At 64.3% G+C, this 22,164-nt stretch carries 19 protein-coding genes and 1 pseudogene; 8 read left to right on the top strand and 12 right to left on the bottom strand.

Going from position 1 to position 22,164, the window contains the following annotated elements; all coding sequences use genetic code 11:
- Positions 1–110: 110 nt before the first annotated feature.
- From NL528_RS35305 to NL528_RS35285, 5 genes are all read right to left on the bottom strand, one after another.
- Complete coding sequence (locus NL528_RS35305; RefSeq protein WP_309178986.1) at positions 111–4,931, bottom strand: NAD-glutamate dehydrogenase; 4,821 nt, start codon at positions 4,929–4,931, stop codon at positions 111–113.
- Between the two features lie 272 nt (positions 4,932–5,203).
- Entirely contained in the window at positions 5,204–5,425 is a 222-nt protein-coding gene (locus tag NL528_RS35300) for a hypothetical protein (protein WP_309178985.1), read from the bottom strand.
- A gap of 33 nt (positions 5,426–5,458) precedes the next feature.
- A complete protein-coding gene (locus NL528_RS35295) occupies positions 5,459–7,024 on the bottom strand; it encodes a DUF4403 family protein (RefSeq protein WP_309178984.1) in 1,566 nt (521 codons plus the stop codon).
- A gap of 354 nt (positions 7,025–7,378) precedes the next feature.
- Positions 7,379–8,065, bottom strand: a complete 687-nt coding sequence (locus tag NL528_RS35290; protein WP_309178983.1) for a L,D-transpeptidase — start codon at positions 8,063–8,065, stop codon at positions 7,379–7,381.
- A 211-nt stretch (positions 8,066–8,276) separates the two neighbouring features.
- Entirely contained in the window at positions 8,277–9,674 is a 1,398-nt protein-coding gene (locus NL528_RS35285) for a TAXI family TRAP transporter solute-binding subunit (RefSeq protein WP_309178982.1), read from the bottom strand.
- A 136-nt stretch (positions 9,675–9,810) separates the two neighbouring features.
- Here NL528_RS35285 and NL528_RS35280 point away from each other — a divergent pair, with 136 nt between their 5' ends.
- From NL528_RS35280 to NL528_RS35270, 3 genes are all read left to right on the top strand, one after another.
- Positions 9,811–10,866: a glycosyltransferase family 1 protein gene (locus NL528_RS35280; protein WP_309178981.1), complete on the top strand. Its 1,056-nt coding sequence runs from the start codon at positions 9,811–9,813 to the stop codon at positions 10,864–10,866.
- Between the two features lie 38 nt (positions 10,867–10,904).
- Positions 10,905–11,576, top strand: coding sequence for a methyltransferase domain-containing protein (locus NL528_RS35275; protein WP_309178980.1), 672 nt, complete (start codon positions 10,905–10,907; stop codon positions 11,574–11,576).
- A gap of 118 nt (positions 11,577–11,694) precedes the next feature.
- On the top strand, positions 11,695–12,312 hold the full coding sequence (locus NL528_RS35270) for a hypothetical protein (protein WP_309178979.1): 618 nt from the start codon (positions 11,695–11,697) through the stop codon (positions 12,310–12,312).
- A 184-nt stretch (positions 12,313–12,496) separates the two neighbouring features.
- Here the strand turns inward: NL528_RS35270 and NL528_RS35265 are convergent, their stop codons facing one another.
- Positions 12,497–14,182 carry an aminotransferase class III-fold pyridoxal phosphate-dependent enzyme gene (locus NL528_RS35265; RefSeq protein ID WP_309178978.1) on the bottom strand — a complete coding sequence of 562 codons (1,686 nt, stop codon included), beginning with the start codon at positions 14,180–14,182 and terminating at the stop codon, positions 12,497–12,499.
- A 34-nt stretch (positions 14,183–14,216) separates the two neighbouring features.
- On the opposite strand from NL528_RS35265, the gene asd reads away from it, so the two are divergent.
- Together asd and NL528_RS35255 are read left to right on the top strand one after the other, a co-directional pair.
- Positions 14,217–15,086 carry an archaetidylserine decarboxylase gene (gene asd / locus NL528_RS35260; protein ID WP_309178977.1) on the top strand — a complete coding sequence of 290 codons (870 nt, stop codon included), beginning with the start codon at positions 14,217–14,219 and terminating at the stop codon, positions 15,084–15,086.
- Between the two features lie 75 nt (positions 15,087–15,161).
- Positions 15,162–15,707: an NUDIX hydrolase gene (locus NL528_RS35255; protein WP_309178976.1), complete on the top strand. Its 546-nt coding sequence runs from the start codon at positions 15,162–15,164 to the stop codon at positions 15,705–15,707.
- A gap of 22 nt (positions 15,708–15,729) precedes the next feature.
- On the opposite strand, the gene NL528_RS35250 is transcribed toward NL528_RS35255, so the two are convergent.
- Positions 15,730–17,127, bottom strand: a complete 1,398-nt coding sequence (locus tag NL528_RS35250) for a FecR domain-containing protein (protein WP_309178975.1) — start codon at positions 17,125–17,127, stop codon at positions 15,730–15,732.
- Positions 17,128–17,369: 242 nt separating this feature from the next.
- Positions 17,370–17,696 (bottom strand): annotated as a pseudogene (locus NL528_RS35245) (DUF2147 domain-containing protein); the annotation flags it as partial.
- A gap of 69 nt (positions 17,697–17,765) precedes the next feature.
- On the opposite strand from NL528_RS35245, the gene NL528_RS35240 reads away from it, so the two are divergent.
- The 3 genes from NL528_RS35240 to NL528_RS35230 all read left to right on the top strand — a co-directional run bounded on the left by NL528_RS35240 (position 17,766) and on the right by NL528_RS35230 (position 20,648).
- A complete protein-coding gene (locus NL528_RS35240) occupies positions 17,766–18,605 on the top strand; it encodes a DUF2147 domain-containing protein (protein ID WP_309178974.1) in 840 nt (279 codons plus the stop codon).
- A gap of 119 nt (positions 18,606–18,724) precedes the next feature.
- Entirely contained in the window at positions 18,725–19,069 is a 345-nt protein-coding gene (locus NL528_RS35235; protein WP_309178973.1) for a hypothetical protein, read from the top strand.
- A 391-nt stretch (positions 19,070–19,460) separates the two neighbouring features.
- On the top strand, positions 19,461–20,648 hold the full coding sequence (locus NL528_RS35230) for an extensin family protein (RefSeq protein ID WP_309178972.1): 1,188 nt from the start codon (positions 19,461–19,463) through the stop codon (positions 20,646–20,648).
- A 9-nt stretch (positions 20,649–20,657) separates the two neighbouring features.
- On the opposite strand, the gene NL528_RS35225 is transcribed toward NL528_RS35230, so the two are convergent.
- The 4 genes from NL528_RS35225 to NL528_RS35210 form a co-directional block, all read right to left on the bottom strand.
- Positions 20,658–20,942: a hypothetical protein gene (locus tag NL528_RS35225; protein ID WP_309178971.1), complete on the bottom strand. Its 285-nt coding sequence runs from the start codon at positions 20,940–20,942 to the stop codon at positions 20,658–20,660.
- Positions 20,943–20,992: 50 nt separating this feature from the next.
- Complete coding sequence (locus tag NL528_RS35220; protein ID WP_309178970.1) at positions 20,993–21,232, bottom strand: hypothetical protein; 240 nt, start codon at positions 21,230–21,232, stop codon at positions 20,993–20,995.
- 89 nt (positions 21,233–21,321) lie between these two features.
- Positions 21,322–21,771 carry a GNAT family N-acetyltransferase gene (locus tag NL528_RS35215; RefSeq protein ID WP_309178969.1) on the bottom strand — a complete coding sequence of 150 codons (450 nt, stop codon included), beginning with the start codon at positions 21,769–21,771 and terminating at the stop codon, positions 21,322–21,324.
- A 37-nt stretch (positions 21,772–21,808) separates the two neighbouring features.
- Positions 21,809–22,120, bottom strand: coding sequence for a hypothetical protein (locus NL528_RS35210; protein ID WP_309178968.1), 312 nt, complete (start codon positions 22,118–22,120; stop codon positions 21,809–21,811).
- Between the last annotated feature and the right edge of the window lie 44 nt (positions 22,121–22,164).

The following is a 22,164-nucleotide window of genomic DNA, read 5'->3' as shown; positions in this document are numbered from 1 at the left end:
TCTATCCGGCTTTGCGAGCGCCCGCCAAGCCAACTTTTGGGTATGGCCCGACGGCAGGGTCCCACAACCAATAGAGACTGTCATCAGGCACCTTGTCCCGTCAGCCGCTCTCAGCCCTTCACCAAATCCCCCAGCAAATTCGCCCCCACCGTCAGCTTGGCGAGCGTCAGGCCGCTGGTAGCGATCTCCTCGACCGAACGGCGGATGCGCGTAGCTTTGGGATGGGCCGCGAGCCAGTTCTCTGCGGCCTGGTTGCCGGATTTGCCGTTTGCAAGCATATCGGCGACCAGTCTTCTTTCGGCGGCGGCGATCTGGTCAACGGCGCGGTCGATGGCGAGACGTTCGAAAAAATCGTTCGCCGTCACGCCGCGTGCGGCGGCGATGATGCGGTCGAGACCGAAATAGGCCTCGGCGGCGAAGAAGGTCGTGGCGGTATCGCCGATGACGCGGTTGGTGCGCTCTGCGACCGTTACGATATCGGGTGCGGAGACCAGGGTGTCGAGATCGGCAAGTTCGCCGGCAAGTTCCGCCGGGACGCCGCCATCGGTCAAGTCTTGCCGGCGCTTGCTGCGCGCGGCCTGGATATCCTGCGGCAGGGCATTGTCGAGCCCGGCGGCGATCTCACGGATGCTGGGGCCGAAGCGCGAGATCACGGCTTCCAGACCGGCGCTGAAATCAACATTGCGCACATACCAGACCACGCGGGAGTGCAGCAGATCCTGAACCGCGGCGTAGAGGCCAAGCTGCAATTGACCGTCGATCCTGTTGTCGAGCGCATCAATCGCGTCGTTCAGCCGATTGAGACCGTAGGATTCATCCACCGCCACGAAGGCCATGGCGATGGTGGGCACGTCGGCATCGGTCTCGTCGATCAGGCGCACCACGCAAGCCGGTCCGCCGCGATTGATCACGGCATTGGCGAGATTAGTGGAGATGATCTCCCGCCGAAGGCGATGGAATTCCACCGAGTCGGGGAATTTGTCCCGAACCTCGCGTGGGAAGTATTGGGACAATTCGCGGGCGAGATAGGGATCGTTGGGCACGCCGCTGGCGAGCAGATCGTCGTAGAGCGTCAGCTTGGCGTAAGCGAGCAGCACGGCAAGTTCCGGCCGCGTAAAGGGCTGACCGCGCCGGCTGCGCTCGGTGATTGCAACATCGTCGGGCAGGAACTCCACAGCGCGGTCAAGGAGGCCGCGCTGCTCCAGTGATTGCATCAGGCGGGCCAGGAAGCCGTTCTCGGCCGCACCCTTGCGTTCGGCCAGCGAAAGCGCCAGCGTCTGCAGATAATTGTTGCGTAGCACGAGTCGGCCGACCTCGTCGGTCATGGCGGCAAGCAGGCTGTTGCGGTCGTTCGGACTGAGGCGTCCATCGCGTTCGGGGCGCGCCAACGCGATCTTGAGATTGACCTCGACGTCGGAGGTGTTGACCCCGGCCGAATTGTCGATGGCGTCGGTGTTGAGCTTGATGCCTTTCTGTGCCGCTTCGATGCGGCCGCGCTGGGTCGCGCCGAGATTGGCGCCTTCGCCGACCACCCGGGCGCGGACATCCGCGCCGGTGACACGGATCGGATCATTGGTGCGATCGCCGACCTGATCGTCGCTTTCCCCCGAAGCGCGGATATAGGTGCCGATGCCGCCAAACCAGAGCAGGTCGACGCGTGCCTTGAGGATTGCCCTCATCACCTCGAAGGGTGTGGCTTGCGGCCTATCGAGATCGAGCAACGCCCGCACTTCCAGTGCGAGCGGAATTGCCTTGAGCGAACGCGAGAACACACCGCCGCCCTGCGAGATCAGCGACTTGTCGTAGTCCTGCCAGCTCGACCGGGGCAGGTTGAACATGCGCAGGCGCTCGGCATGGCTGATAGCCGGGTCGGGCGAGGGATCGATGAAGATGTCGCGGTGATCGAAAGCCGCGACCAGCCTGGTCGCCGGCGACAGCAGCATGCCGTTGCCGAAGACGTCGCCGGACATGTCGCCCACACCGGCCGCGATGAAGGGCACGGTCTGGATATCGGCGCCGAGCTCGCGGAAATGGCGCTTGACGGCTTCCCACGCACCGCGCGCGGTGATGCCCATCTTCTTGTGGTCATAGCCCTGGCTGCCGCCGGAGGCGAAAGCATCGCCAAGCCAATGGCTCTTCTCGGTCGAGATTGCATTGGCGATGTCGGAAAAGGTGGCGGTGCCCTTGTCGGCGGCGACGACGAGATAGGGGTCATCGCCATCGTGACGCACGGTATTGTCGGGCGGCACGATGGTATCGCCATCGAGATTATCGGTGAGTTCGAGCAGCGAGCGCACGAAGATGCGATAGGCTTCGGTGCCTTCGGCCATAAAGGCATCGCGATCGGAGGGTGGCGGCAGGCGTTTGGGCACGAAGCCGCCTTTGGCGCCGACCGGCACGATGACGGCATTCTTGACCTGCTGTGCCTTGACCAGGCCGAGGATCTCGGTGCGGAAATCCTGCGGCCGGTCGGACCAGCGCAAGCCGCCGCGCGCCACCTTGCCGAAGCGCAGATGGATTCCTTCGACACGCGGCGAATAGACGAAAATCTCGTAAAGCGGCCGCGGCGCCGGCAGGTCCTCGATCTTGCGGGCTTCGAATTTGAAGGAGATCACCGGACGCGGATGCCCGTCCTGGCCGATCTGCCACAGATTGGTGCGGATGGTGGCCTGCACCAGATTGGTGAAAAGGCGCAGGATGCGGTCTTCGTCGAGCGAGGCGACCGATTTGAGCTGCTCCTCGATTTCGGCGAGGATGGCCGTCTGGCGTGCGGACCGCTCGGCATCGGTGGCGACGAAGCGCGGGTCGAGGCGGGCCTGGAACAGAGCGACAATGCTGGTGGTGATCGCGCTGTTCTTACGCAAAGTCTCCCACATATAGTCCTGGCTGAACGGCGCGCGGATCTGGCGCAGGTAGCGGGAGAGGGCCCGGATGGCCGAAATTTCGCGCCAGCTCAGGGCGGTCCGCAGAATGAGGGCGTTGTAACCGTCGGATTCGGTGCGATCACCTGCCACCGCCATGATCGAGGCTTCCAGGCGATGGTTGAATTCCGTGTTGATAACGATCGGCTTGCCGTCGTTGGCCTCGATCGTCATATCGTGCAGCCAAACCGGGGCGGGTGCCGGCGTCGCGCTGGGCACTATCTGATAGGTGCGTTCGTTGACGACGCGCAGGCCATGATTTTCGATCACCGGCACCCGGTAGGACAGCGACATGGGCGCGCCGCGCGAGAAGACCTTGAGGCCGAAGCGCGTCGGATCGTCCTCGCCCTCGATGCGGTAGACCGAAATCGCCACCGGACGAGCCGAGGTGAGCTTTTCGATGGTCGCGATATCGGCAGTCGCCTGCGAGGTGCCAAAGGCTTCTGTATAGCCCCCGGTGAAGGCACGGGCATAACGATTGGCGAGCATGCGGGCCCGCATGCCGTCAGTGGAGGTGGCGAGCGCGGCTTTCAGCTTGTCGCCCCAGGTCGCGGCGATGGCGCTGATCTCGGCTTCCAGCGTCGCGCGCGCGATGACAGGCGTATCGCCCTCGTAGCGCCCGATGATGTAGTGGACCCGGACAAGCGATCCTTCGGGGAAAGAGACGTAGGAGGCTGCAAGGCGCCCCTCATAGACTTGCGCCAGGAAGGCCGCTATGCGCGTACGCACATCGGTGTCATATTTCTCGCGCGGAATGAAGACGAGGACGGAGACGAAGCGGTCGAATTTGTCGGTCCGTGTCAGCGCCCGCACGCGGGGTCGCTCATAGAGCACCAGGATTTCCATGACGAAATTGTAGAGCGTCTCGGCATCGACCTGGAAGAGTTCGTCGCGCGGATATTCTTCGAGGATATGCTGGACGGCCTTGCCTGAGTGGCTGTCCGCATCGAAGCCGGCGCGCTCGAGCACCTGCGCCACCTTGTGGCGGACATAGGGGATCTGCCGCGCCGAGCGGGTATAGGCGCCCGAGGTGAACAGGCCGACGACGCGCAATTCGCCTTCGAGTCGGCCGTCGGGCGTATAAAGCTTGATGCCGACATAATCCATGCGGACACGGCGATGAACGCGGCTGCTTACGTTCGCCTTGACCACCATGAGAACGGTCGGCTCGCGCATGAATTCGCGGATTTCCGGCGTCATCACCACCATTTCGGTGCCGCGGCGCAGGACCTTCACATCCGGATCGCGCAAGATGCCGAGGCCTTCGCCGGTAGAGATGTCGTCCGGCGCAACAGTGTCGGGCGAAAAGCGATATTCGCGCAGGCCCAGGAAGGTGAAATTGTCGGCGCAGAGCCATTGCAGGAACTGGCTGGCTTCGGCGACCTCGTCGATCGGCAGCGGCGGGGGACTGGAGCTGAAGGTCTTGATAGCCTGTTCGACACGGGCGCGCATGGCTCGCCAGTCGGTGACGCAGGCGCGCACGTCGCTAAACGTTTTGGTGAGGCCTTCGATCAGCTTCTGGCGGTCGGCATCGGCGTCCAGACGCGCGATGTGGAAATGGATCAGGCTTTCGCGCTCGCCTCTTGCCCCATCTGGCAGCGCCTCGCCGTAGAAACGCAGGAGTTTGCCTTGCTCATCGCGCTCGACGGCGATGATCGGGTGGGCGACCAGCGTGACTTCGATGCCCTGCTCGGCGAGCTCCGCCATGGTGGAATCGAACAGGAAGGGCATGTTGTCGTTGAGAACTTCGAGCACGGAAATCTCGCGCCCGTCCGGCAGCATCGGATTGATAACGCGGATATCGGCACTGCCCGCCGTGCATCGCTGCACATGTTCCCAGGCCTGTTCTGCGAGGAGGGCCAGGGAAGCCGCATCGTAGTTGGCGAGGTCCTCGATATTGGTGTGGTCGAACAGAAGCTCGGCAAAGGCCCGGGGCGTCTTGCCCGGCTGCATGCTTGCCGCTGCCTCGCGGATCAGGGTCGCGCGAGCTTTGTCATCACGCCACGCCATAACGTCCTCCCTTTGTTGCCGCGCCCGTCTGACCGCAGACGCTATTGTCCGCTTGATTTTGGAGTGCAGCTCTTGGAGCGCCATTTCCCCTGTTGTTGCAACGTAGGCATCTTGGCGGAGCAATACGATCGTCATCGTGCCGCCAAGTCTCAGCGGACGCAGCAGAGCTAAGGGCCATAGCGAGCACGATCCGCACTAGCGCGATACGATGCTTGGAAACGACTGGCTTTCCCGTCTTCTGAAATTGTCCGCTTACGGCGCCAGTCTAGAGCTCAATTGTCGTCGTTACTATGTAATTTTGACCGGTTTTGATGCGTTGCATGAGATGCGCGCGGCAAGCAGAGCTTGCCAAGTTCCAGCTTTGCCGCAAAGGAGACCGGCGCATTCAGCATTTTGTGTTGCATGCCGTCGACGCCACCGGTGTCGTGCACGCGATGCTGTTGCGGATCCAGGCCCTGCTGCAGCCCATCAAGACGCTGGTGTTGAGCGGGCAACGAGTCCCGTCCGAATGCTCCTCGCAGGCCGATTCATAGCGCCGGCAACGCGCTGACGGCGGCGTTGATGACGCCTTCGGTCTCCACGATCACGCGCAGCGTCTTGGAGTCGAAGGCGATGCCGGCCAGCCGCAGGCTGTTGATCTCGGCATCCACCCGCACGCCGTCCTCGTTCTTCTGGAAGTCGGCGATGACGGCGGCGATCTTCCTTTGCGCATTGCCGGCGAAGGGCTTGAGGTCGACGATCAGCTTGTCCGCCAGCGCTTTTTGCAAATGAGGCATCGCCGCGCGCGCCGCGGCGCCCAGGAGGCCGAACGCGGCCTCGGATTCGACCGCCAATTCGACATCGGTCAGCCGCAGCGTCTGCTGCGCCTGATCGAGCACGGGCCGGCCCCAGACATGCACGGTGGCCTCGCCGCCGAGGCCAAGGAAACTCTTCTTCTCCTTGGCCTTGACCAGCAGCGAAATCAGCAAGCGGTCGCCGGATGCCGCGACGCTGGCATGTTTGACGGTGACGTCGACCGCCCCCGAGCCGTCCTCGGGAAACGTCTTGCCGACCAGCTGGGCTTCCACCAGCTGGCTCAGCGCGACGAACGACATATCGACCGGCAAGCCGATCGAGACGCGGCCCGGCGTCGGCGGCACGATGTCGATCGTCGCCGGGAACGGACAATTGGGCTTGGTCTCAAGCTCCGTGACGCGGGTTTCGGCCTCGATGCCGAGCGTCAGCGTGACCGCCGACGCGTCGACGCGCGGCTGTGCTGCGATCGCGCGGGTCGGCCGCAACTCCAGCCACAGCGGCGGCACGGAGGTGGCGCCGGTGCCTTGCAGCGGGATCGAGCGGCAGGCCTTGGCCCATTGCGCCCGTGCGCTCTGCTCGAACGCGGTATCGTTGCGCATCCGTGCCTGCACCGTGGCGAGCTGATCGGCGACCGTCTTGTCGATCAGCGGCTTGACCTGCGCCGGAACGTCGACCCGCGCGCCCGCCACCGAAAGGCTGGTGTCGCCGAGGTTCACCTGCGCCGCGAGGTTCGGCTCGATGCGCCAGGCGGCGGCGATTTTCGGCCGCGCGGTGATGACGACATTGCCCTTGATCTCGGCGCTGGCATTGAGGTTCTTGATGTTCACGCTGCCGATCTGCTTGGCGACATTGCCGCCGAGCAGGCTGCCGAGCGCATCGCCGACCGCGCCCGTCGCCTTCGCCGACAGCGAGCCGGTGACGTTGAGGGTTCCGGTCAGCGGCGTTGCCAGCGACAGCACATCCTGCGCGCCGGTCGCCGCGATCGGCCCGCGCTGGGCGGTCCAGCCGATATCGGCGTTCTGCAGGATCTGCGAGATCGGATTCTCGGCCTTGCCGTTGAAGGTTTTTGGCGCGCCGCGATCGGCGGCGTCGCGGATCGCCGACAGCGCAACCGCGACCGGTACCATCACGATGGAGCTGCGCGGCGCCGGCGGCAGCGGCGGCAATTCGACCAGCACGGGACCGCTGACTGTGGCGCGCGGCGCCAGCCAGTCCATTGCCTTCAGGCTGATCAAGAACGAAACCGCGACGATCGCGCCCCCGACCAGAATTGTTTTCAGATGCATCGGCAGACGCATCGTCCCCCCGAACCGATTGAGCCCAAACGGGTTCTACAGGGAAGGGGAAAGGTGCGCCAGTGAGGGCAAATTGATGTCCACCTTGCGGCCGGTATTGCCCGGCAGACACATTTGGGCGATTTCCACCTCACGGGCTTCATTCTTCGAGACGCATCGCTTCGCAATGCTCCTTCAGGATGAGGTCTCAGACCCTCATAGTGAGGAGCGCGTCTTCGCGCGTCTCGAACCATGAGGCCCCCGGGAGGAGCGGCAATGTTCGACCAACCGGAAAGCGCTCCAAGCGATCACGGCCAAAGCGAAAACGGCCCCGGCGAATGCCGGAGCCGCTTTTCCGAGGTTCGAATTCCGGTCGGCTTAGCGGATGGCGGTGCCGAGATCGGCGCGGCGGTCCGTCATCGGCAGCACGATCACCTTGGTGCCGACATTGACCCGCGAATAGAGGTCAGCGACGTCTGCATTGGTGAGGCGCAGGCAGCCTGACGAAACCCGAGTGCCGATGGTCTCCGGCGCGTTGGTGCCGTGGATGCGATAGACCGAGCCGCCGAGATACATGGCGCGGGCGCCGAGCGGGTTGCCGGGGCCGCCGGCCATGTGGCGCGGCAGATAGGGTTGGCGGGCGATCATTTCCGGGGGCGGGGTCCAATCCGGCCATTCCGCCTTCCTGGTGATGGTCTGGGTGCCGGACCAGGTAAAGCCCTCGCGGCCGACGCCGATGCCGTAACGGATCGCCTGGCCGCCTCCCAGCACATAATAGAGATAGGTGTTGGGGGTATCGATGATGATCGTGCCCGGCGCCTCGCGGGTGGCATAGTTGACGACCTGGCGCTTCAGCCGCGCCGGCATCTCGACCACGCTGCCTTCATCCTGGGACGGGGCGGCCTGAACCGGCGGCGGCGCCGCTTCGGTCTGCGGAATCAGCAGGAAGGGAAACAGCGGCAGCGGAGCGGCTGCGGCGGAAGTGGAAAAAGCGACGGTGCCGATGGCCAGCGCGCCCAAAGCGGCCGCAGCGAGGCGGGTATTCAGCCTGATTGAGTTGAACATTGTCGTCCCCTGTTTTGGCGCCCTGCGCGCCAGTTCGGCGCGTCGTTGGGCAGATCATTACAGGGCAGGCGTTTCGGGACGTTTGCACGAAACCGCCAAAATGGTTTCATCGCGGTAAGGAATTGTTTCTGGACGGTTTCGCGGCGGCGCTGGTTAACGCCGCCTCACCGCAGCGATCTTGCCGTCCGCGGGGACGCGCGGCGGGGCAAATCTAGCCGACGCGCACACGGGCTGCGCCGGCGGCCGGGGAGGTCCCAAGCGTGAGGCGGCGGTCGGTGATGGCGTGATGGAATTGCTCGAGCGCCAGCCCGAGCACGGACAGGTCATCTTCCTGGATCGCGCCATCTTCGTAGCAATCGAGCGCCTCGCGCAGGACGGCGTCCGCCTCGCCCTGCATCTCCGTCAGTTCTTCCGGCGTTTCGGCCTTGCGCGCCCGCGCAAGCAGGTCGAGCAGATTTTCGCGATGCGCGACGTATTGCTCGCGTTCGTCCCGCCTCCAGTAATGCTGCAGCCAGGCGCCCCCCGATCCCAGGCCCGAGAGCAGCAGAATGACGCCCCAGATATAGTCGCTATATTTTTCGAGGAAGGTGCGCTCGGTGCCGTCGATATAGGCCGCCGCGCCCTGGTGTGCCGGCAGCGCCGCGTCCTTGTCGGTGTCCGGCTTTTCGATCTTGGCCGCAGTCGGCAATTCCCTGGCGAGTTCGTGGCGCACCGTGAACAACTGACGGGCGAACGCGCCGACCGCGGCGTCGGACAACGACTTCGGCGCGATGATCAGGTGGTTGACGCTGACGGTATCGATCTTGTCTTCCGGCCGGGCCGGCGATGAGGCGAAAATGCTGCCGGGAATTTCCTCGGCCTCATAGAGCGGATGTTTCTTGGCGATGGTTTCCGAGACATCGATCGGGAGGAATTTCGGCTCGCCTCGCGCGGTGGCCGTCGCGGCGATGGCGTCGGCGGTGATCTTGCTGTCGAGCGGGCCGACCGCCATGAACGCATCAAGGGTCTGGTCGCGCGCCAACTCGGCGATCTGACTGGTGGCGAACTGCGTCACCGCGACCTTGTCGGGATTGACGCCCGACTCGGTCAGGATTACGCGCAGCAGCGTGACATTGGCCTCGCTCCGGCCGATGACGCCGATGCGATGTCCGGGAAGTTCGTCGATGCCCTTGATCTTCGGCGTCGGCGTTTTCTTCGAGCCTTTCGGCGCGAGACCCGACGGTGCCCACAGCACCACGACGTTCTTGCGCAGGATGGCGACGGATTCGGCGTAGGCCGGCAGGTTCAGATCGCCGCGCGCAATCGCAAGGTCGGTCTTGCCGGTGGAGAACAGCGCGATGCTCTCGGTCGCTCCTGCGGTCGTGATCGGCGCCAGCCGAATCGGGCTTCGCTCATTGGCAAAGGTCTGCGCCAGTAACTGGACCAGCTTCTGGTCGTCGCTGCCGGGTGGTCCGACCGCGATCCGCAAGGTGACCGGCCGCAACACGAAATAGACCGTGCCCGCGGCGACGCCGAACAGGAAAATGCCGACGGCGAGGATCAGCAGCGAATAGTTCTTTCGCTTCCGTCGCGGGCGGCGTGCAGCAATGTTTTCGTCGGGGTTTGACATCGTACTGTCACGTTACACGAAAAAACGTGGAAGCGGCCTTAAAAAACAACCTTACAGATCGATGACGTCATACGCCTGAAATATCCATGTCCTTAACGTCAGGAAATTGAGAATCATCGAATCTCGGGTTCCCACGATGCGGATATTGATCGCGACCGACGCTTGGCACCCGCAGGTGAATGGCGTCGTGCGGACGCTGACCTCGCTGGCCCGCAGCGCCTCGGCGCTCGACGCCGAAATTAACTTTCTCACTCCCGAGGGCTTTCCATCCGTCGGAGTCCCGACCTATCCGGGCTTGCGCGTCGCGCTGCCGAACCGGCGCGAGATCGCACGCCGGATCGAGGCCGCCGCACCCGACGCCGTTCACATCGCGACCGAGGGGCCGGTCGGCTGGGCGGTGCGCGCCTATTGCCGCCGCCGCAAACTCGCCTTCACCACCTCCTACACGACGCGCTTCCCGGAATATGTCGCGGTCCGCACCATGATCCCGGCCAGCGTCGGCTATGCGGTGCTACGGCATTTTCACGCGGCCTCGAGCATGATCATGGTGGCGACCGACTCGCTGCGGCAGGAATTGAGCGCACGCGGCTTTCGCAAGCTCGGCTTCTGGACCCGTGGCGTCGACACCGACCTGTTCAGGCCGGAGCAGCCGGCGGAACTCGATCTGCCGCGGCCGATCTTCATGACCATGGGCCGCGTTGCCGTCGAAAAGAATCTCGAAGCGTTCCTGGCGCTGGATCTGCCGGGAACCAAGGTCGTGATCGGCGACGGGCCGCAGAAGGCGGCGCTTGCGCTAAAATATCCGAAGGCGAAATTCCTCGGCGAGAAAAAGGGTCAGGATCTGACCGCGCATCTCGCCGCCGCCGATGTCTTCGTATTCCCGAGCCTCACCGACACCTTCGGCGTCGTGCAACTCGAGGCGCTGGCGTGCGGCACGCCGGTTGCGGCGTTTCCGGTCACCGGCCCGCTCGACGTGATCGCCGATCATCCGATCGGCGCGCTGGATTGGGATCTGCGCAGCGCCTGCGTCCGCGCGCTCGGCATGTCGCGCGAGGCGTGCCGGAATTTTGCGCTGGCGCGTTCCTGGGAGAACAGCGCGCGCCAGTTCATCGGCAATCTGACGGCGTTGCAGCCGAGCCGTTCGCTGCGGCCCGCCCGCCGCGTCGCCGGCACCAGCGCAGTGCAAGGGTAATCGAGAATTCATCGAACGAAAGAGACGAGAACACAATCATGGCAGAAATCATCAAGCTCGACTTCGACCGTGCAATGGTCGAGACCGCCTACGATCGTTGGGCGCCGATCTACGATCTCGTATTTGGCGGCGTCTTCAGCAAGGGTCGCAAGGCGGCGATCCAGGCGACCAACAGGATCGGCGGCCGCGTGCTCGAGGTTGGCGTCGGTACCGGCATCTCGTTGCCGCAATACGCGCCGCACGTCAGGATCTTCGGCACCGACATTTCCGAGGCGATGCTGCAAAAGGCCAAGAAGCGCGTTACCGAGCTCGGCCTCAAGAACGTCGAGGGTCTCGCGGTGATGGACGCCGAGAAACTCGAATTCCCCGACAATTCCTTCGACGTGGTGATGGCGCAATATGTCGTGACCGCGGTGCCGAACCCGGAAGTGGCGCTCGACGAGTTCGCCCGCGTGCTGCGGCCGGGCGGCGAGCTGATCATCCTGACCCGGGTCAGCGCCGATGCCGGCGTGCGCCGCTTCATAGAGCAGCGGCTGCAGCCGGTGGTGCGTCCGCTCGGTTTCCGGACCGCCGAATTCGCATGGTCGCGCTATGCGCAATGGCTGGCCGGCGCGCGCGGCATGGAATTGGCGGAGCGCCGTCTGGTGCCGCCGCTCGGCCACTTCTCGCTGGTGCGCTTCCGCAAGATCGACGTCGCCAAAGCCGCGTGAGTCCGTGCGCGCGGCGGTTTCGCCGTCGCTGCACCCCTTCATATGTCAACATCATGATGTCACACGCCGGACATCGAATCCCTGTAACCATGATCCCGAAAGAATTTTGGGGGAGACAATGATCAAGAACTTCCTGCAGGAACTGCGAACCCAGCGCTGGGACGACCATCGCTACTATCATCACAGCCGCATCAACCAGTCGCTGCACTTCGTCAGTTCGGTAAGCTTCCTGGTCGCCTATGTGATGCTGTTTGTGGATCCGATGGTGTCGGCGCTGCTCGGCTGGCTGGTCTCGATGACGTCGCGCCAGGCCGGCCACTTCTTCTTCGAGCCCAGGGGTTACGACCACGTCAACCACGCGACCCATGAGCACAAGGAAGAGATCAAGGTCGGCTATAATTTGCAGCGCAAGGTCGTGTTGATGGCAATCTGGGCGCTGTCGCCGCTGGTGCTGTACTTCGATCCGACCCTGTTCGGCCTGTTCAAGCCATGGGTCTCATTCGCCGACTTCACCCGTCAGGTGGCGAAGGTCTGGCTCGCGGTGGGTATCGGCGGCCTCTTGTTCCGCACCATCCATCTGTTCTTCATCCGCGATATCGAGACCGGCCTGGTCTGGATGACGAAGATCCTCACCGACCCCTTCAACGATTTCAAACTCTATCACAAGGCGCCGCTGTTCCTTTTGAAGGGCGAACTGATCGATCCCGGCCTCGAGAAGCACGTCAAGCACGCCTGAGCGAGTGCTGGATCAGAGAACGGCCGCAGGTTCACTTCTCCCTCGCCCCGCTTGCGGGGAGAGGGTCGGGGTGAGGGGGACTCTCCGCGAGCTCAGTGTGCGGAGAGTCCCCCTCACCCGGATTGCTTCGCAATCCGACCTCTCCCCGCAAGCGGGGCGAGGTGACCCGGGCATCGGCGCCGGTTCAGTTCGAAGCGACCATGCGTTTGCCGGAAAAGGCGCTCGTCAGCATCTCTTTCAGGATCTGCCGCTTGATGCCCTTGTTGGTGAGGGCAGCGTCGTGCCACCACCAGCCGTCGCGCTTCATCTTCTCGCAGGCTGCGACGAAGCGGTCGGCGACCGCGGCAAAGTCGGCATCCGTATAGTTCAGGCTGAAGATCAGGCGGCCGCTTCCGACCCAGCTCAGCGCGAGCCCTTCGGCGCGCAGGTAATATTGAAGCATCCAGTTGTAACGGGACGGCTCGGTATAATGCACCATCCAGATCGACGACAGATTGCTGACCCGCACCGGGAGATCCTGTGCGGCCAGCCTGTCGTTCAACGCCTTGGCGCGCCCGTTCCAGGTCTCTTCGAGTCCGATATAGACCGAACGGAAATTGGGACTGGCGAGCCGGCCGAGGAATTCGTCCATCGCCGTCATGACGTAGGGATGCGAATTGAAGGTGCCGCGGGCAAAGCAGACGTCGGCGGGCCGGTCGTCGCGGAACCGGCGCATCAGATCCTTGCGGCCGCAGACCACGCCGACCGGCAGGCCGCCCGCGAGACTCTTGCCATAGGTCACCATATCGGCGCGGATGCCGAAATATTCCTGCGCGCCTCGGTGCGCGAGGCGGAAGCCGACAAAGACCTCGTCGAAGATCAGCACGATGCCGCGCTCGGTGCAGATCTCGCGCAGCTTGTGCAGCCAGTCGCCATAGGCGGCGCGATCGAAATTGCCGCCGCGCGAACTGTCGACCAGCGCGGAATCGCCGGGCGCGTTGGCGTTGGGATGCAGCGCCTGCAGCGGATTGACCAGCACGCAGGCGATGTCGCGGCGCGTCTTCAGGACATGCAGCGTCCGCTCCGACATCTCGGCCAGCGTGTAGGTCTCATGCGGCGAAACGGGATTGCCGACGCCGGGCTGCACGTCGCCCCACCAGCCGTGATAGGCGCCGGCGAAACGCACCAGATGCGAGCGGCGGGTATGATAGCGCGCGAGCCGCACCGCCTGCATCACGGCCTCGGTGCCGGACATGTGGAACGAGACTTCGTCGAGGCCGGATATCTCGCACAGCCGCCGCACATTGTCGGTTATCACGGGGTGATAGGGTCCGAGCACCGGGCCCAGCGCATGCGCGCGCTCCTCGGCCTTGGCGATGCACTCCTTGTAGAAGTCGTTGCCAAAGATGTTGACGCCGTAGGAGCCGGTCAGGTCGTAGGACACATTGCCGTCGACATCGGTGACGGTGACGCCGGCCGAGGACTGCACGAAGGTGCTGGTCGAAAGATGCTCGCGCACCAGGCGGCTGTACTGAAACGGCACCCGGTAGGCTTCGGTGAATTGCAGATCGGAGATCCGGCTGGCCGCCTCCGCCGTCATCTGCCGGCCCTTGGCGTAGCGTTCGCCGTAGCAACCGGCGAGGCGGAAGAAGCCGTCCTGGCGCTGCATCGCCACCGCGGGCGGCGCGCCGTCGGAGCGGAAGAAATCGTCGATATCGAATTCGTAATGCGGCACCAGGCGCGCGACCATCCTGGACATCTTGGAATGTCCGGTCAGCGAGCGGTGCTTGGCCCGCGACAGCGCCAGCCGCGCCTGCAATTTGGGGAAGGTCACCGCGGCGCCGGCAAGCGCGGCGGCGGACAGCGACAGAATCGAAAGGGGCGAATCCATGCCACCAGCGCTAGCTAATCCAGCTAACAGAATAATGACAATCCGGGGCCTGATCGCAGCCTTGACCCAGCAGGAGGACCTGAACTTCCTCTTGACCAACCGCATCCCGCGGGCGGCGCTGACGCGGTTCATGGGCTGGTTCGCCAAAATCGAAAATCCGCTGGTGCGCGACGCCTCGATCGCCTGTTGGCGGCTGTTTTCCGATCTCGATCTGTCGGAAGCGAAAAAGACCGAGTTCAAGAGCCTGCACGATTGTTTTACCCGCGAGCTTCGCCCCGGCCTGCGGCCGGCCGACCCCGATCCCGCCGTTGTCGCCAGCCCGAGCGACGGAATCATCGGCGCGTTCGGAAGGATCGAGGATACAAAGCTGTTTCAGATCAAGGGCGCGCCCTACGCGCTGCTCGATCTGCTCGGCGACCCCGCCTTGGTGGAGCAACATCGCAACGGGCGCTTCGTCACCTTGCGGCTGACGTCGAGCATGTATCACCGCTTTCACGCGCCGTATGACTGCAAGATCGAGAAGGTCACGTTCATCCATGGCGATGTCTGGAACGTCAACCCGATCGCGCTGAAGCGGGTCGAGCGGCTGTTCTGCAAGAACGAGCGCGCGGTGCTGCAAACCCGTCTTGCGTCAGGCGAGGCGCTGACGCTGGTGCCGGTCGCCGCGATCCTGGTCGCCAGCATCCGGCTGCATTTCCTCGATGTCACGCTCAATGCGCAAAGCAAGGGGCCGGTCGTGTTCCCGTGCGATGCTGAAGTCCGCAAGGGCGACGAACTCGGATGGTTCGAACACGGATCCACCATCATCGTGCTCACGCCGGATCATTTCGAATTTTGCGACAACGTCATGGAAGGCGCGCGCATCCGCGCCGGCGAGCCGCTGCTGAGAAAACCGTCGGCGTAATCTCGATTCCGCCGCGCGCTTCCGTATATAGTCGCGATCACAGCAAGATTCGAAATCGCAAATTTGGGAAGCAAGATGGCGCGGACGCCTGTTCTGGCGGCGGGAGGCATTGTGCTGCGGCTCGAGGACACGCCGCTGATCGCAGTAGTGCGCCTGCGCAAACGGAATGAATGGGTGTTGCCGAAGGGCAAGCTCGATGACGGCGAGACGCCGCGTGCCGCTGCCGAGCGCGAGGTCAACGAGGAAACCGGGCACAACGTTTCCGTGCACGAATTTCTGGGCACGCTGGTCTATGAGTCCGGCGGACGCTCCAAGGTCGTGCATTACTGGCGCATGGAAGCCGGCGGCGAGCCCGTTCATGAGCTGATGCACGACGTGAAGGCGGTGGACTGGTTGCCGCTTCCGGACGCCGTCGAGCGGCTCTCGCGCGGCTATGAGCGCGCGTTTCTCGAAAATGTCGGGCCGATCGCGCTGCAGGCCGCCGGCAGTGCCGCCGAAGCCGACGGTTCGGCCGGGGTTGGGTTCGAACCGCGCGAGATCGTTGCGGTGGGCGACGACGTTCCAGGCCCGCGCAGAAGCCTCGCGCAACGAGTCAGGGACTGGCTGCGGCGCGCGGCCTGAGTCCTGCGGCCACGCGCCATCGTCAGCGACGCTTTTCCTTCGGCGGCTTGCCGCCCCTGGGCGGAGGCGGCAATCGACGCGGCGGCAGCGCCGGCCGGTTTTGCAATCCGGGCCGCTGCAGGCCGGGCACGGCTGGTGCAATGCCGGGCGAATGCGGCTGGGCTTGTTGCGGCGCGGCCGGCTGCGGCACGCCCGGCGGACGAGCGCCGGGTTGCCGCACGCTTGGTTGCTGCACGCCCGGCCGCTGAACGTTTGGCTGTTGAATGCCGGGTTGCTGACCGCCTTGCTGCTGAACACCTGGCTGCGCACCGTTTGGCGCCTGCGAGCGCGGCAGCGGCGTGCCGCCGGGTTGACCGGGCAACGCCTGGCCTGATCGCGGCGGCACTGTTGCTTGTCCCGGCTGCGGCTGAGTCGATCCCTGCCGATTCGGCGCGCCCGGTTGTGGCGGCTGACCGGGACGATTTGGCTGACCGGGCTGCGGCGGTTGTCCGGGACGATTCTGTTGACCCGGCTGTTGCGGGCCGGATCGGCGCGGCGGGTTGCCACGGATCACGCCGGGATTGGCGCGGCGGAACGCGCGCTGCTCGTCGACGACCTGCCAGCCGACGGTCTGCGCGGTGTGAACCTGGCGCACAAAGCCCTGATCGCGCGCGATCTGTTGCGGTGAAAGCGTCAGCGGCACCGCGGCGACGCGCGCGCCTCCGACGCCCGGCCGGATGGTGAAGCCGCTGGCGCCCTGGGTGAGGAAGCCGAGCCGCGCGCCGGCGCGGTCGTTGACCTCGATTCGCCCGACCCTGCCGTCGGCGTCGGGATAGAGCTTGATCGCGACATTGTTCGGATTGTTGGCGGCCGCACCTTGCGGCACTTCGACCAGGCCGGTGGTGCCGCGAATGCCGAGCGATGCGGTCGGCGTGGTGATTTTCATGTCGCCGGTCTTTGCAACCGACGCGGCCACGAAGGCCACGGTGCCCTTGGCGACGTCGAATATCGCCGAGTTGTTCTTGCCGCCGTCCTCGTAGACGTAGTTGTCGATCGTGATCTGCGAACTGGCCTTCAGGTTGAAGGTGGTGGCGTCGTTGAAGGTGACGCCGAGCGTCGAACTCGCCGCGGTCTGCACCAAATCGTTGAGATAAATGTCGTCCTTCACCTTGAGCGGCGTAGTCTCGTTGCTGCGGGTGACGCTGGCGCTGCCGGTCAGGGTTGCGACATTGCCGATCGGCTCCTCGACGGCGGGCTGGGCATCGGCGGCCGGTGCGGCGGGATTGGGTGCAACGGGCGCCGGTGCGGCAGGCGCCGCGGGTTGCGCCGGTGCGGGCTGCGCCTGCGCCAGTTGCATGATGTCATCAGATGCGGCGAAAACATCCGTCGCGCCGACGCAGCAGACGACGAGCAGGAGCGCGAATGAAAACCAGCGCCGCATCACGACAGATTCTGGACAACGAGGGATTGGACGAAGAGCGGAGGGGGATATCAGCCTTGCCGGGCTGAATGCAGGATGAACGTGGCCGTTTTGTTGTCACGGCCGGCCAAAACGATGAAGCGCCACATCCCGCACAGGGGTCATTCCGGGGCGATGCGAAGCATCGAACCCGGAATCTCGAGATTCCGGGTTCGCACTTCGTGCGCCCCGGAATGACGAGGGGCGCAAAATGACGCTTGCGTTCAGCCGACGCGTTTCCAGGTCTGGCCGCCGCAGAACATGCCGCCGAAGGCGCAACCCTGAACCTTGAGGGAATTGGTGCCCTTCAAGGCGATCGTCGAGTCGTAGTTGCGGCCGCTGTCCGGATCGTGAATCCGGCGGCTCCATTTCGAGCCTTCCGGTTGCATGTTGATCAGGATCTTCTCGCCGGACTTCTCGGCATAGCCGCAGAGATTGCCGCCGCACTCTTCGATGCGAACATTGCCTTTATTCTCTTCGGTCGCCCAGACGCCGAGCGGCGTGGTCGGCGCGGCAGCAGGTGCGGCGGCGACCGGGGCCGGCTGCGGCGCGGGTGACCCAAATCACATCCAGGGCGGTCTCGATCGGCCTAGTTTCTCCGTGCTACCGGGGAGGTTGCGATGCGACGATTCTGGTTTCTCGCGCTGCTGATGGTGCTCAGTCGGCCGGCTTATGCGGGTTCGTTCTCTTTCTCGATCGGCGGACATCGGATCCACATCGAATCGTCGAGGTATTGCCGTTCGACGTCCTGCGCTTCGGTATCGATCTCCGGCATCTACCAATCGCGCCGCGATCGTGACCTTTATGATGACGACAATCGCGATACGGTCGATCCGGTGAAGGCGCCCACGGCGCCGACGCAAACCGCTCCGCCGATTATAGCGGCCGCACCCGCCAACAATCCCGCCGTTCGACCCGCCGTCGCCGCGCCTCCGCCCGCGGTGTTCAAACCGGCGGCATCCGCGACGCAGATCGTCGCCGCGCCGCCACCGCCGCCCGCTGTGCCGCGGGTCGAGAAGCCGGCCGAAGCCGTGCGGCCCGCGCCCGCCGCCGGGATGCCGGTCCTGGAGGTTTCGCATCACGTGCAGGACCAGGAGGATGAGCCGGCCCACACGCCGGTCGGCGACTGGCTGACCGAGGCCAAGGGAACGGTTCGCATCGTCAAATGCGGCCGCGCGCTGTGCGGCTATGTGCTCAACACCTCGTCGGACGACAAGGGCGAGGCGGTGCTGGTCAACATGAAGCCGAAGACGGATACGCGATGGACCGGCAGCGTCTACAGCCACGACAGCGGCGATACTTACTACGGCACGATGGACATCAAGGGACGAAACACGCTCCGCGTCGAAGCCTGCGCGCTCGGCCGGTTCTACTGCTCGGGCAACAACTGGACCCGGATCACAGCCAGGAACGAGCCGATGATGTCGTCGCGGCAGACATTGCCGGAGCCACGGTCGTAGCAAGCGTGTCGCTGCGCAGCCGCCGACGTTTCCAATTTGTAATCGATCCGGTTCGAACCGCTCCCTCCATCGGATGCGACCGATAGCTGAAATGCTATTCGCCCGAGAGGAGACCGATCATGAAACGCCTGAGCCTGATTGCCATGTTGTTGCTGGGCAGCGCGATCAACGCCCATGCCGACAACGACGTCTATAACAATGCGCTGAAACAGCCGCGCGGCGACGATGCCCTGCACGCCGACACGGCGATATGCGATGCCCAATTCGGCGCACCCCGCAACGGCGTGCCGACATCGCGGGCCTACAGGAGCTGCATGCGCGCGCATGGCTGGCGCTTCAGCCATACGATCCGCGAGCGCGCGAAACGCGACGATCGCTATCCCGATCCCGACAATCCCGGAATGATGTGCAGGGATTTTACGATTGGCGGCGTCACCGGATCGAGCTGCTCGAATTTTGATTAGCGGGATTGAACGGAACTTTCTCTCGCTACAGTGCACGGCGCCGCGACGGCCGATGCACATGAAAACGCCCGGTGGAGGAACCACCGGGCGCCAACGTCCAGTGCTGCACGGAAAGCCTAGAACACGCCGAGCACGATGGCGCCGACGAAGGCGAATGCGATATACGCGGTTACAATGCTCAGTTTGCTGACGAGTGGCATGGGAAAGCTCCCTTGGTTCACCTCGTGCCCGCGCATAACGCACGAGGCTAGCAATGCGTTCCCGGCGTAAAAAGTCAGCGTTGCTGTCGGTTCCGGCCTCTCCACCGCCCCCGGCCCCCGGCAACGTGGTTAAAAATTAGTAAAATCAACACGTTGAAGAGTCCTTAAATAAATTGGTCGAACCTGCGGGGATGACGCGCGGAGTTCGTTTGTATCTGGTCGGCTCCTTCGTCCTTGTTTCGCTAGCGGGCTGCGGCCGCGGATTCTTCCAGTCCGCGGAGCGCGAACCGTGGCGGGCCGAGGCCGAGGTCGCATGCCTGAAATCCGGAGCGGTCAAGGAGACCCCGGAACTGGTCCGGATTGATCCAATTTCCGGCCCCGGCGTCTGCGGCGCGGAATTCCCGCTCAAGGTCGCGGCGCTGGGCGAGGGCAGCGGCAGCTTTGGCTACAGCGACGAATTGCGGCCGCCCGGCAACATCGGCAATCAGCCGCGCTGGCCGATCGCACCGGCACCCGCGCCCGCGCCCTATTCGGACAATGCGCTGCGCCAGCCGAATTACGCTGCACCCGCCAATGGACCGATTTCGCTGTCGGCGCCGGGCGTAGCTCCCGAGGAAGACGAAATCGACTTGCCGGTCGAGGGTACGCCCGACCAGGTTGGCCGTTACATGAACGCGCCGGCCTATCCGCCGCGGGCCGCGCCATACTCCGCAGCGGCGCCCTATCCGCAGCAGCCAGCCGCCGCAGCGCCTTTGCCGCGGCTCGGGCCGTCGCGCGGCGATCCCGTCAATGCGGTCGGTCTAGTGGCGGTCAAGCCGACGGCGACGCTGGCCTGTCCGATCGTCTCGGTGCTGGACCGCTGGCTCGCCGATTCCGTGCAGCCGGCGGCGCAGCGCTGGTTCGGCGCGCGCGTGGTCGAGATCAAGCAGATCTCCGCCTATTCCTGCCGCGGCATGAACGGCAATCCGAACGCGCATATTTCCGAACACGCTTTTGGCAACGCGCTCGACATCGCGGCCTTCACGCTCGCCGACGGCCGGCGCATCTCGGTCAAGGACGGCTGGAAGGGCCTGCCGGAAGAGCAGGGCTTTCTGCGCGACGTGCAGGCGGCCGCCTGCCAGCAGTTCAACACCGTGCTGGCGCCGGGCTCCAACCGCTATCACTACGACCACATCCACGTCGACCTGATGCGCCGCTCCAGCCGCCGCATCATCTGCGAGCCGGCGGCGGTGTCGGGCGAGGAAGTCGCGGCGCGGGTTGGCGCTCGCAACCCCTACGCCTCGCGCGACCCCTATGTGACGGGATCGCTCGGCGGCCGCAAAGTGCCGCATCGGCGCAAGGCTGGCATCAACGAAGAAGACGAATTCGAGGACGAATAAAGCGTAAGCTCAATCCTCCGACGCGGGATCGCCGCGCTGATCGAACAGCGTTCTCAGCAGGCGCCACAATTCGCGGTGGCCGGCGGTTTGCCCGCCCTGGGTCAGGTAATCCGCAATATCCATCGTGACCGTCTGGAGCTCGATCGTGCCGCCGGGACTTGCCTCCAGATGCGCGACCTCGCGCTCGACATACAGTCTCTTGCTGTCGGTATCGAACACCAGGGTACAGCGGTCGGCATGGGTGGTTTCCGGCCCTTGGACCTGACGATGCAATTCCCGCTTGAGGAGAGCCATGCTCCGCTCCCGATGATGACGATGGCGAAATTTTGCTTAGCTCAACTTTGCTAGCTCAGCAAAGTGCGGACCATCGTGGCAGCGTTATAGATTTCGATCTGAAGCATCGGATAGGCCGATTTCAATTTCCGGGCCGATGCCTCCGCAGCCTCGACCGTGGCAAATTCGGATTTGAAGTGGCCGTCAACAACCACCACGAACCCTTCTGTGGGCGGCCGATCGGCCCGTGGCGCTTTCTTCGGCTCCGGCTCGTCGATTGAGAGAACTGGCTTTTTCATCGGGGTCACCATCGAATGGCGTCCTGCCTGCCGTGGAGCCTTTTTACGCCAGCTGGTGGCATTTGTCTTGAGTTGGATCGGGTTCGCCGCGCCCCGGCGGCCTAATCGACCGGACGACGCGCGGCGTAGGCGGTACGCAGCCCCGGGACAAAGCCGCATCCTTCGTAGAACCGGTGGACGCGCGGATCGGGCCGGCCGCTTTGCAGCAGCACGTGATGGCAATCCCGCTTCCACGCTTCAGTCAGGGCCGCCGCGATCACCGCGCGGCCATGGCCGCGCCCCCAATAATTCGGATGGGTGACGACGTTTTCGATAATCCCATGCTGACGGCCGCCGCGCAGCAGGTTGGGAACGGTAATGAGCATGCAGGTCGAGACGATCGTTGCGTCCGCTTCGGAAACAAAAATCGCAACGCCGTCGCGCGCCAGCGTCTCCTGCCAGATCTGTTCGGCCCTCGCGCGCGGCGCTACCGCACGGCTGACGTCGGAGACCGCAAACAGCGCCAGCAGCGCGTCGAGATCGGCGGCACCGGCAAGTCGGGCGGCGGGCATCAGGCCAACCTGGTTGCAGCGGTTGCTGCGACGGGCGCTACCATTCGGTGCAGAAATATTGTCGCGGAATCACGCGATAGGCGGTGTAGCGATAATGCGGCCGGTAGGCGTAGCCGCGATAGAGCGCCGGCGGCACGTCGTAAAAGGCGCCGTGATAATAATTGTAAGCGGGCCCGTCGCTGCAGCGGAAGGGAACCTCGCCGACACTGCCGATCCGGCGAACGCCGATCTCGTAGGGGACATCGGGCAAAAGCACGCGCGCTTGCGCCGGTTCGGGCAAGGACGCCGCGATCGCGGCCAGCGCCGCGGCGATGATCGGAGCCAGTGTGTTTCTCTTGGCGTTTCTCATGGCGTTTCTCATGGGCACCCCCTGCAATGACGGTTCGCCTTGCC

This window comes from Bradyrhizobium sp. Ash2021 (genome assembly GCF_031202265.1).
Classification (GTDB): domain Bacteria; phylum Pseudomonadota; class Alphaproteobacteria; order Rhizobiales; family Xanthobacteraceae; genus Bradyrhizobium.
This window is presented reverse-complemented; position numbering and strand designations above follow the sequence as displayed.

Excerpts from the sequence above, each read along its gene's own strand:
- NL528_RS35225 (WP_309178971.1), bottom strand. The coding sequence starts at position 20,942 with ATGGCTCTCCTCAAGCGGGAATTGCATCGTCAGGTCCAAGGGCCGGAA.
- NL528_RS35240 (WP_309178974.1), top strand. The coding sequence starts at position 17,766 with ATGCGACGATTCTGGTTTCTCGCGCTGCTGATGGTGCTCAGTCGGCCG.
- NL528_RS35290 (WP_309178983.1), bottom strand. The coding sequence starts at position 8,065 with ATGTTCAACTCAATCAGGCTGAATACCCGCCTCGCTGCGGCCGCTTTG.
- NL528_RS35210 (WP_309178968.1), bottom strand. The coding sequence starts at position 22,120 with ATGAGAAACGCCAAGAGAAACACACTGGCTCCGATCATCGCCGCGGCG.
- NL528_RS35250 (WP_309178975.1), bottom strand. The coding sequence starts at position 17,127 with ATGCGGCGCTGGTTTTCATTCGCGCTCCTGCTCGTCGTCTGCTGCGTC.
- NL528_RS35275 (WP_309178980.1), top strand. The coding sequence starts at position 10,905 with ATGGCAGAAATCATCAAGCTCGACTTCGACCGTGCAATGGTCGAGACC.
- NL528_RS35220 (WP_309178970.1), bottom strand. The coding sequence starts at position 21,232 with ATGGTGACCCCGATGAAAAAGCCAGTTCTCTCAATCGACGAGCCGGAG.
- NL528_RS35230 (WP_309178972.1), top strand. The coding sequence starts at position 19,461 with ATGACGCGCGGAGTTCGTTTGTATCTGGTCGGCTCCTTCGTCCTTGTT.
- NL528_RS35285 (WP_309178982.1), bottom strand. The coding sequence starts at position 9,674 with ATGTCAAACCCCGACGAAAACATTGCTGCACGCCGCCCGCGACGGAAG.
- NL528_RS35255 (WP_309178976.1), top strand. The coding sequence starts at position 15,162 with ATGGCGCGGACGCCTGTTCTGGCGGCGGGAGGCATTGTGCTGCGGCTC.
- asd (WP_309178977.1), top strand. The coding sequence starts at position 14,217 with ATGACAATCCGGGGCCTGATCGCAGCCTTGACCCAGCAGGAGGACCTG.
- NL528_RS35295 (WP_309178984.1), bottom strand. The coding sequence starts at position 7,024 with ATGCGTCTGCCGATGCATCTGAAAACAATTCTGGTCGGGGGCGCGATC.
- NL528_RS35280 (WP_309178981.1), top strand. The coding sequence starts at position 9,811 with ATGCGGATATTGATCGCGACCGACGCTTGGCACCCGCAGGTGAATGGC.
- NL528_RS35215 (WP_309178969.1), bottom strand. The coding sequence starts at position 21,771 with ATGCCCGCCGCCCGACTTGCCGGTGCCGCCGATCTCGACGCGCTGCTG.
- NL528_RS35305 (WP_309178986.1), bottom strand. The coding sequence starts at position 4,931 with ATGGCGTGGCGTGATGACAAAGCTCGCGCGACCCTGATCCGCGAGGCA.
- NL528_RS35265 (WP_309178978.1), bottom strand. The coding sequence starts at position 14,182 with ATGGATTCGCCCCTTTCGATTCTGTCGCTGTCCGCCGCCGCGCTTGCC.
- NL528_RS35235 (WP_309178973.1), top strand. The coding sequence starts at position 18,725 with ATGAAACGCCTGAGCCTGATTGCCATGTTGTTGCTGGGCAGCGCGATC.
- NL528_RS35270 (WP_309178979.1), top strand. The coding sequence starts at position 11,695 with ATGATCAAGAACTTCCTGCAGGAACTGCGAACCCAGCGCTGGGACGAC.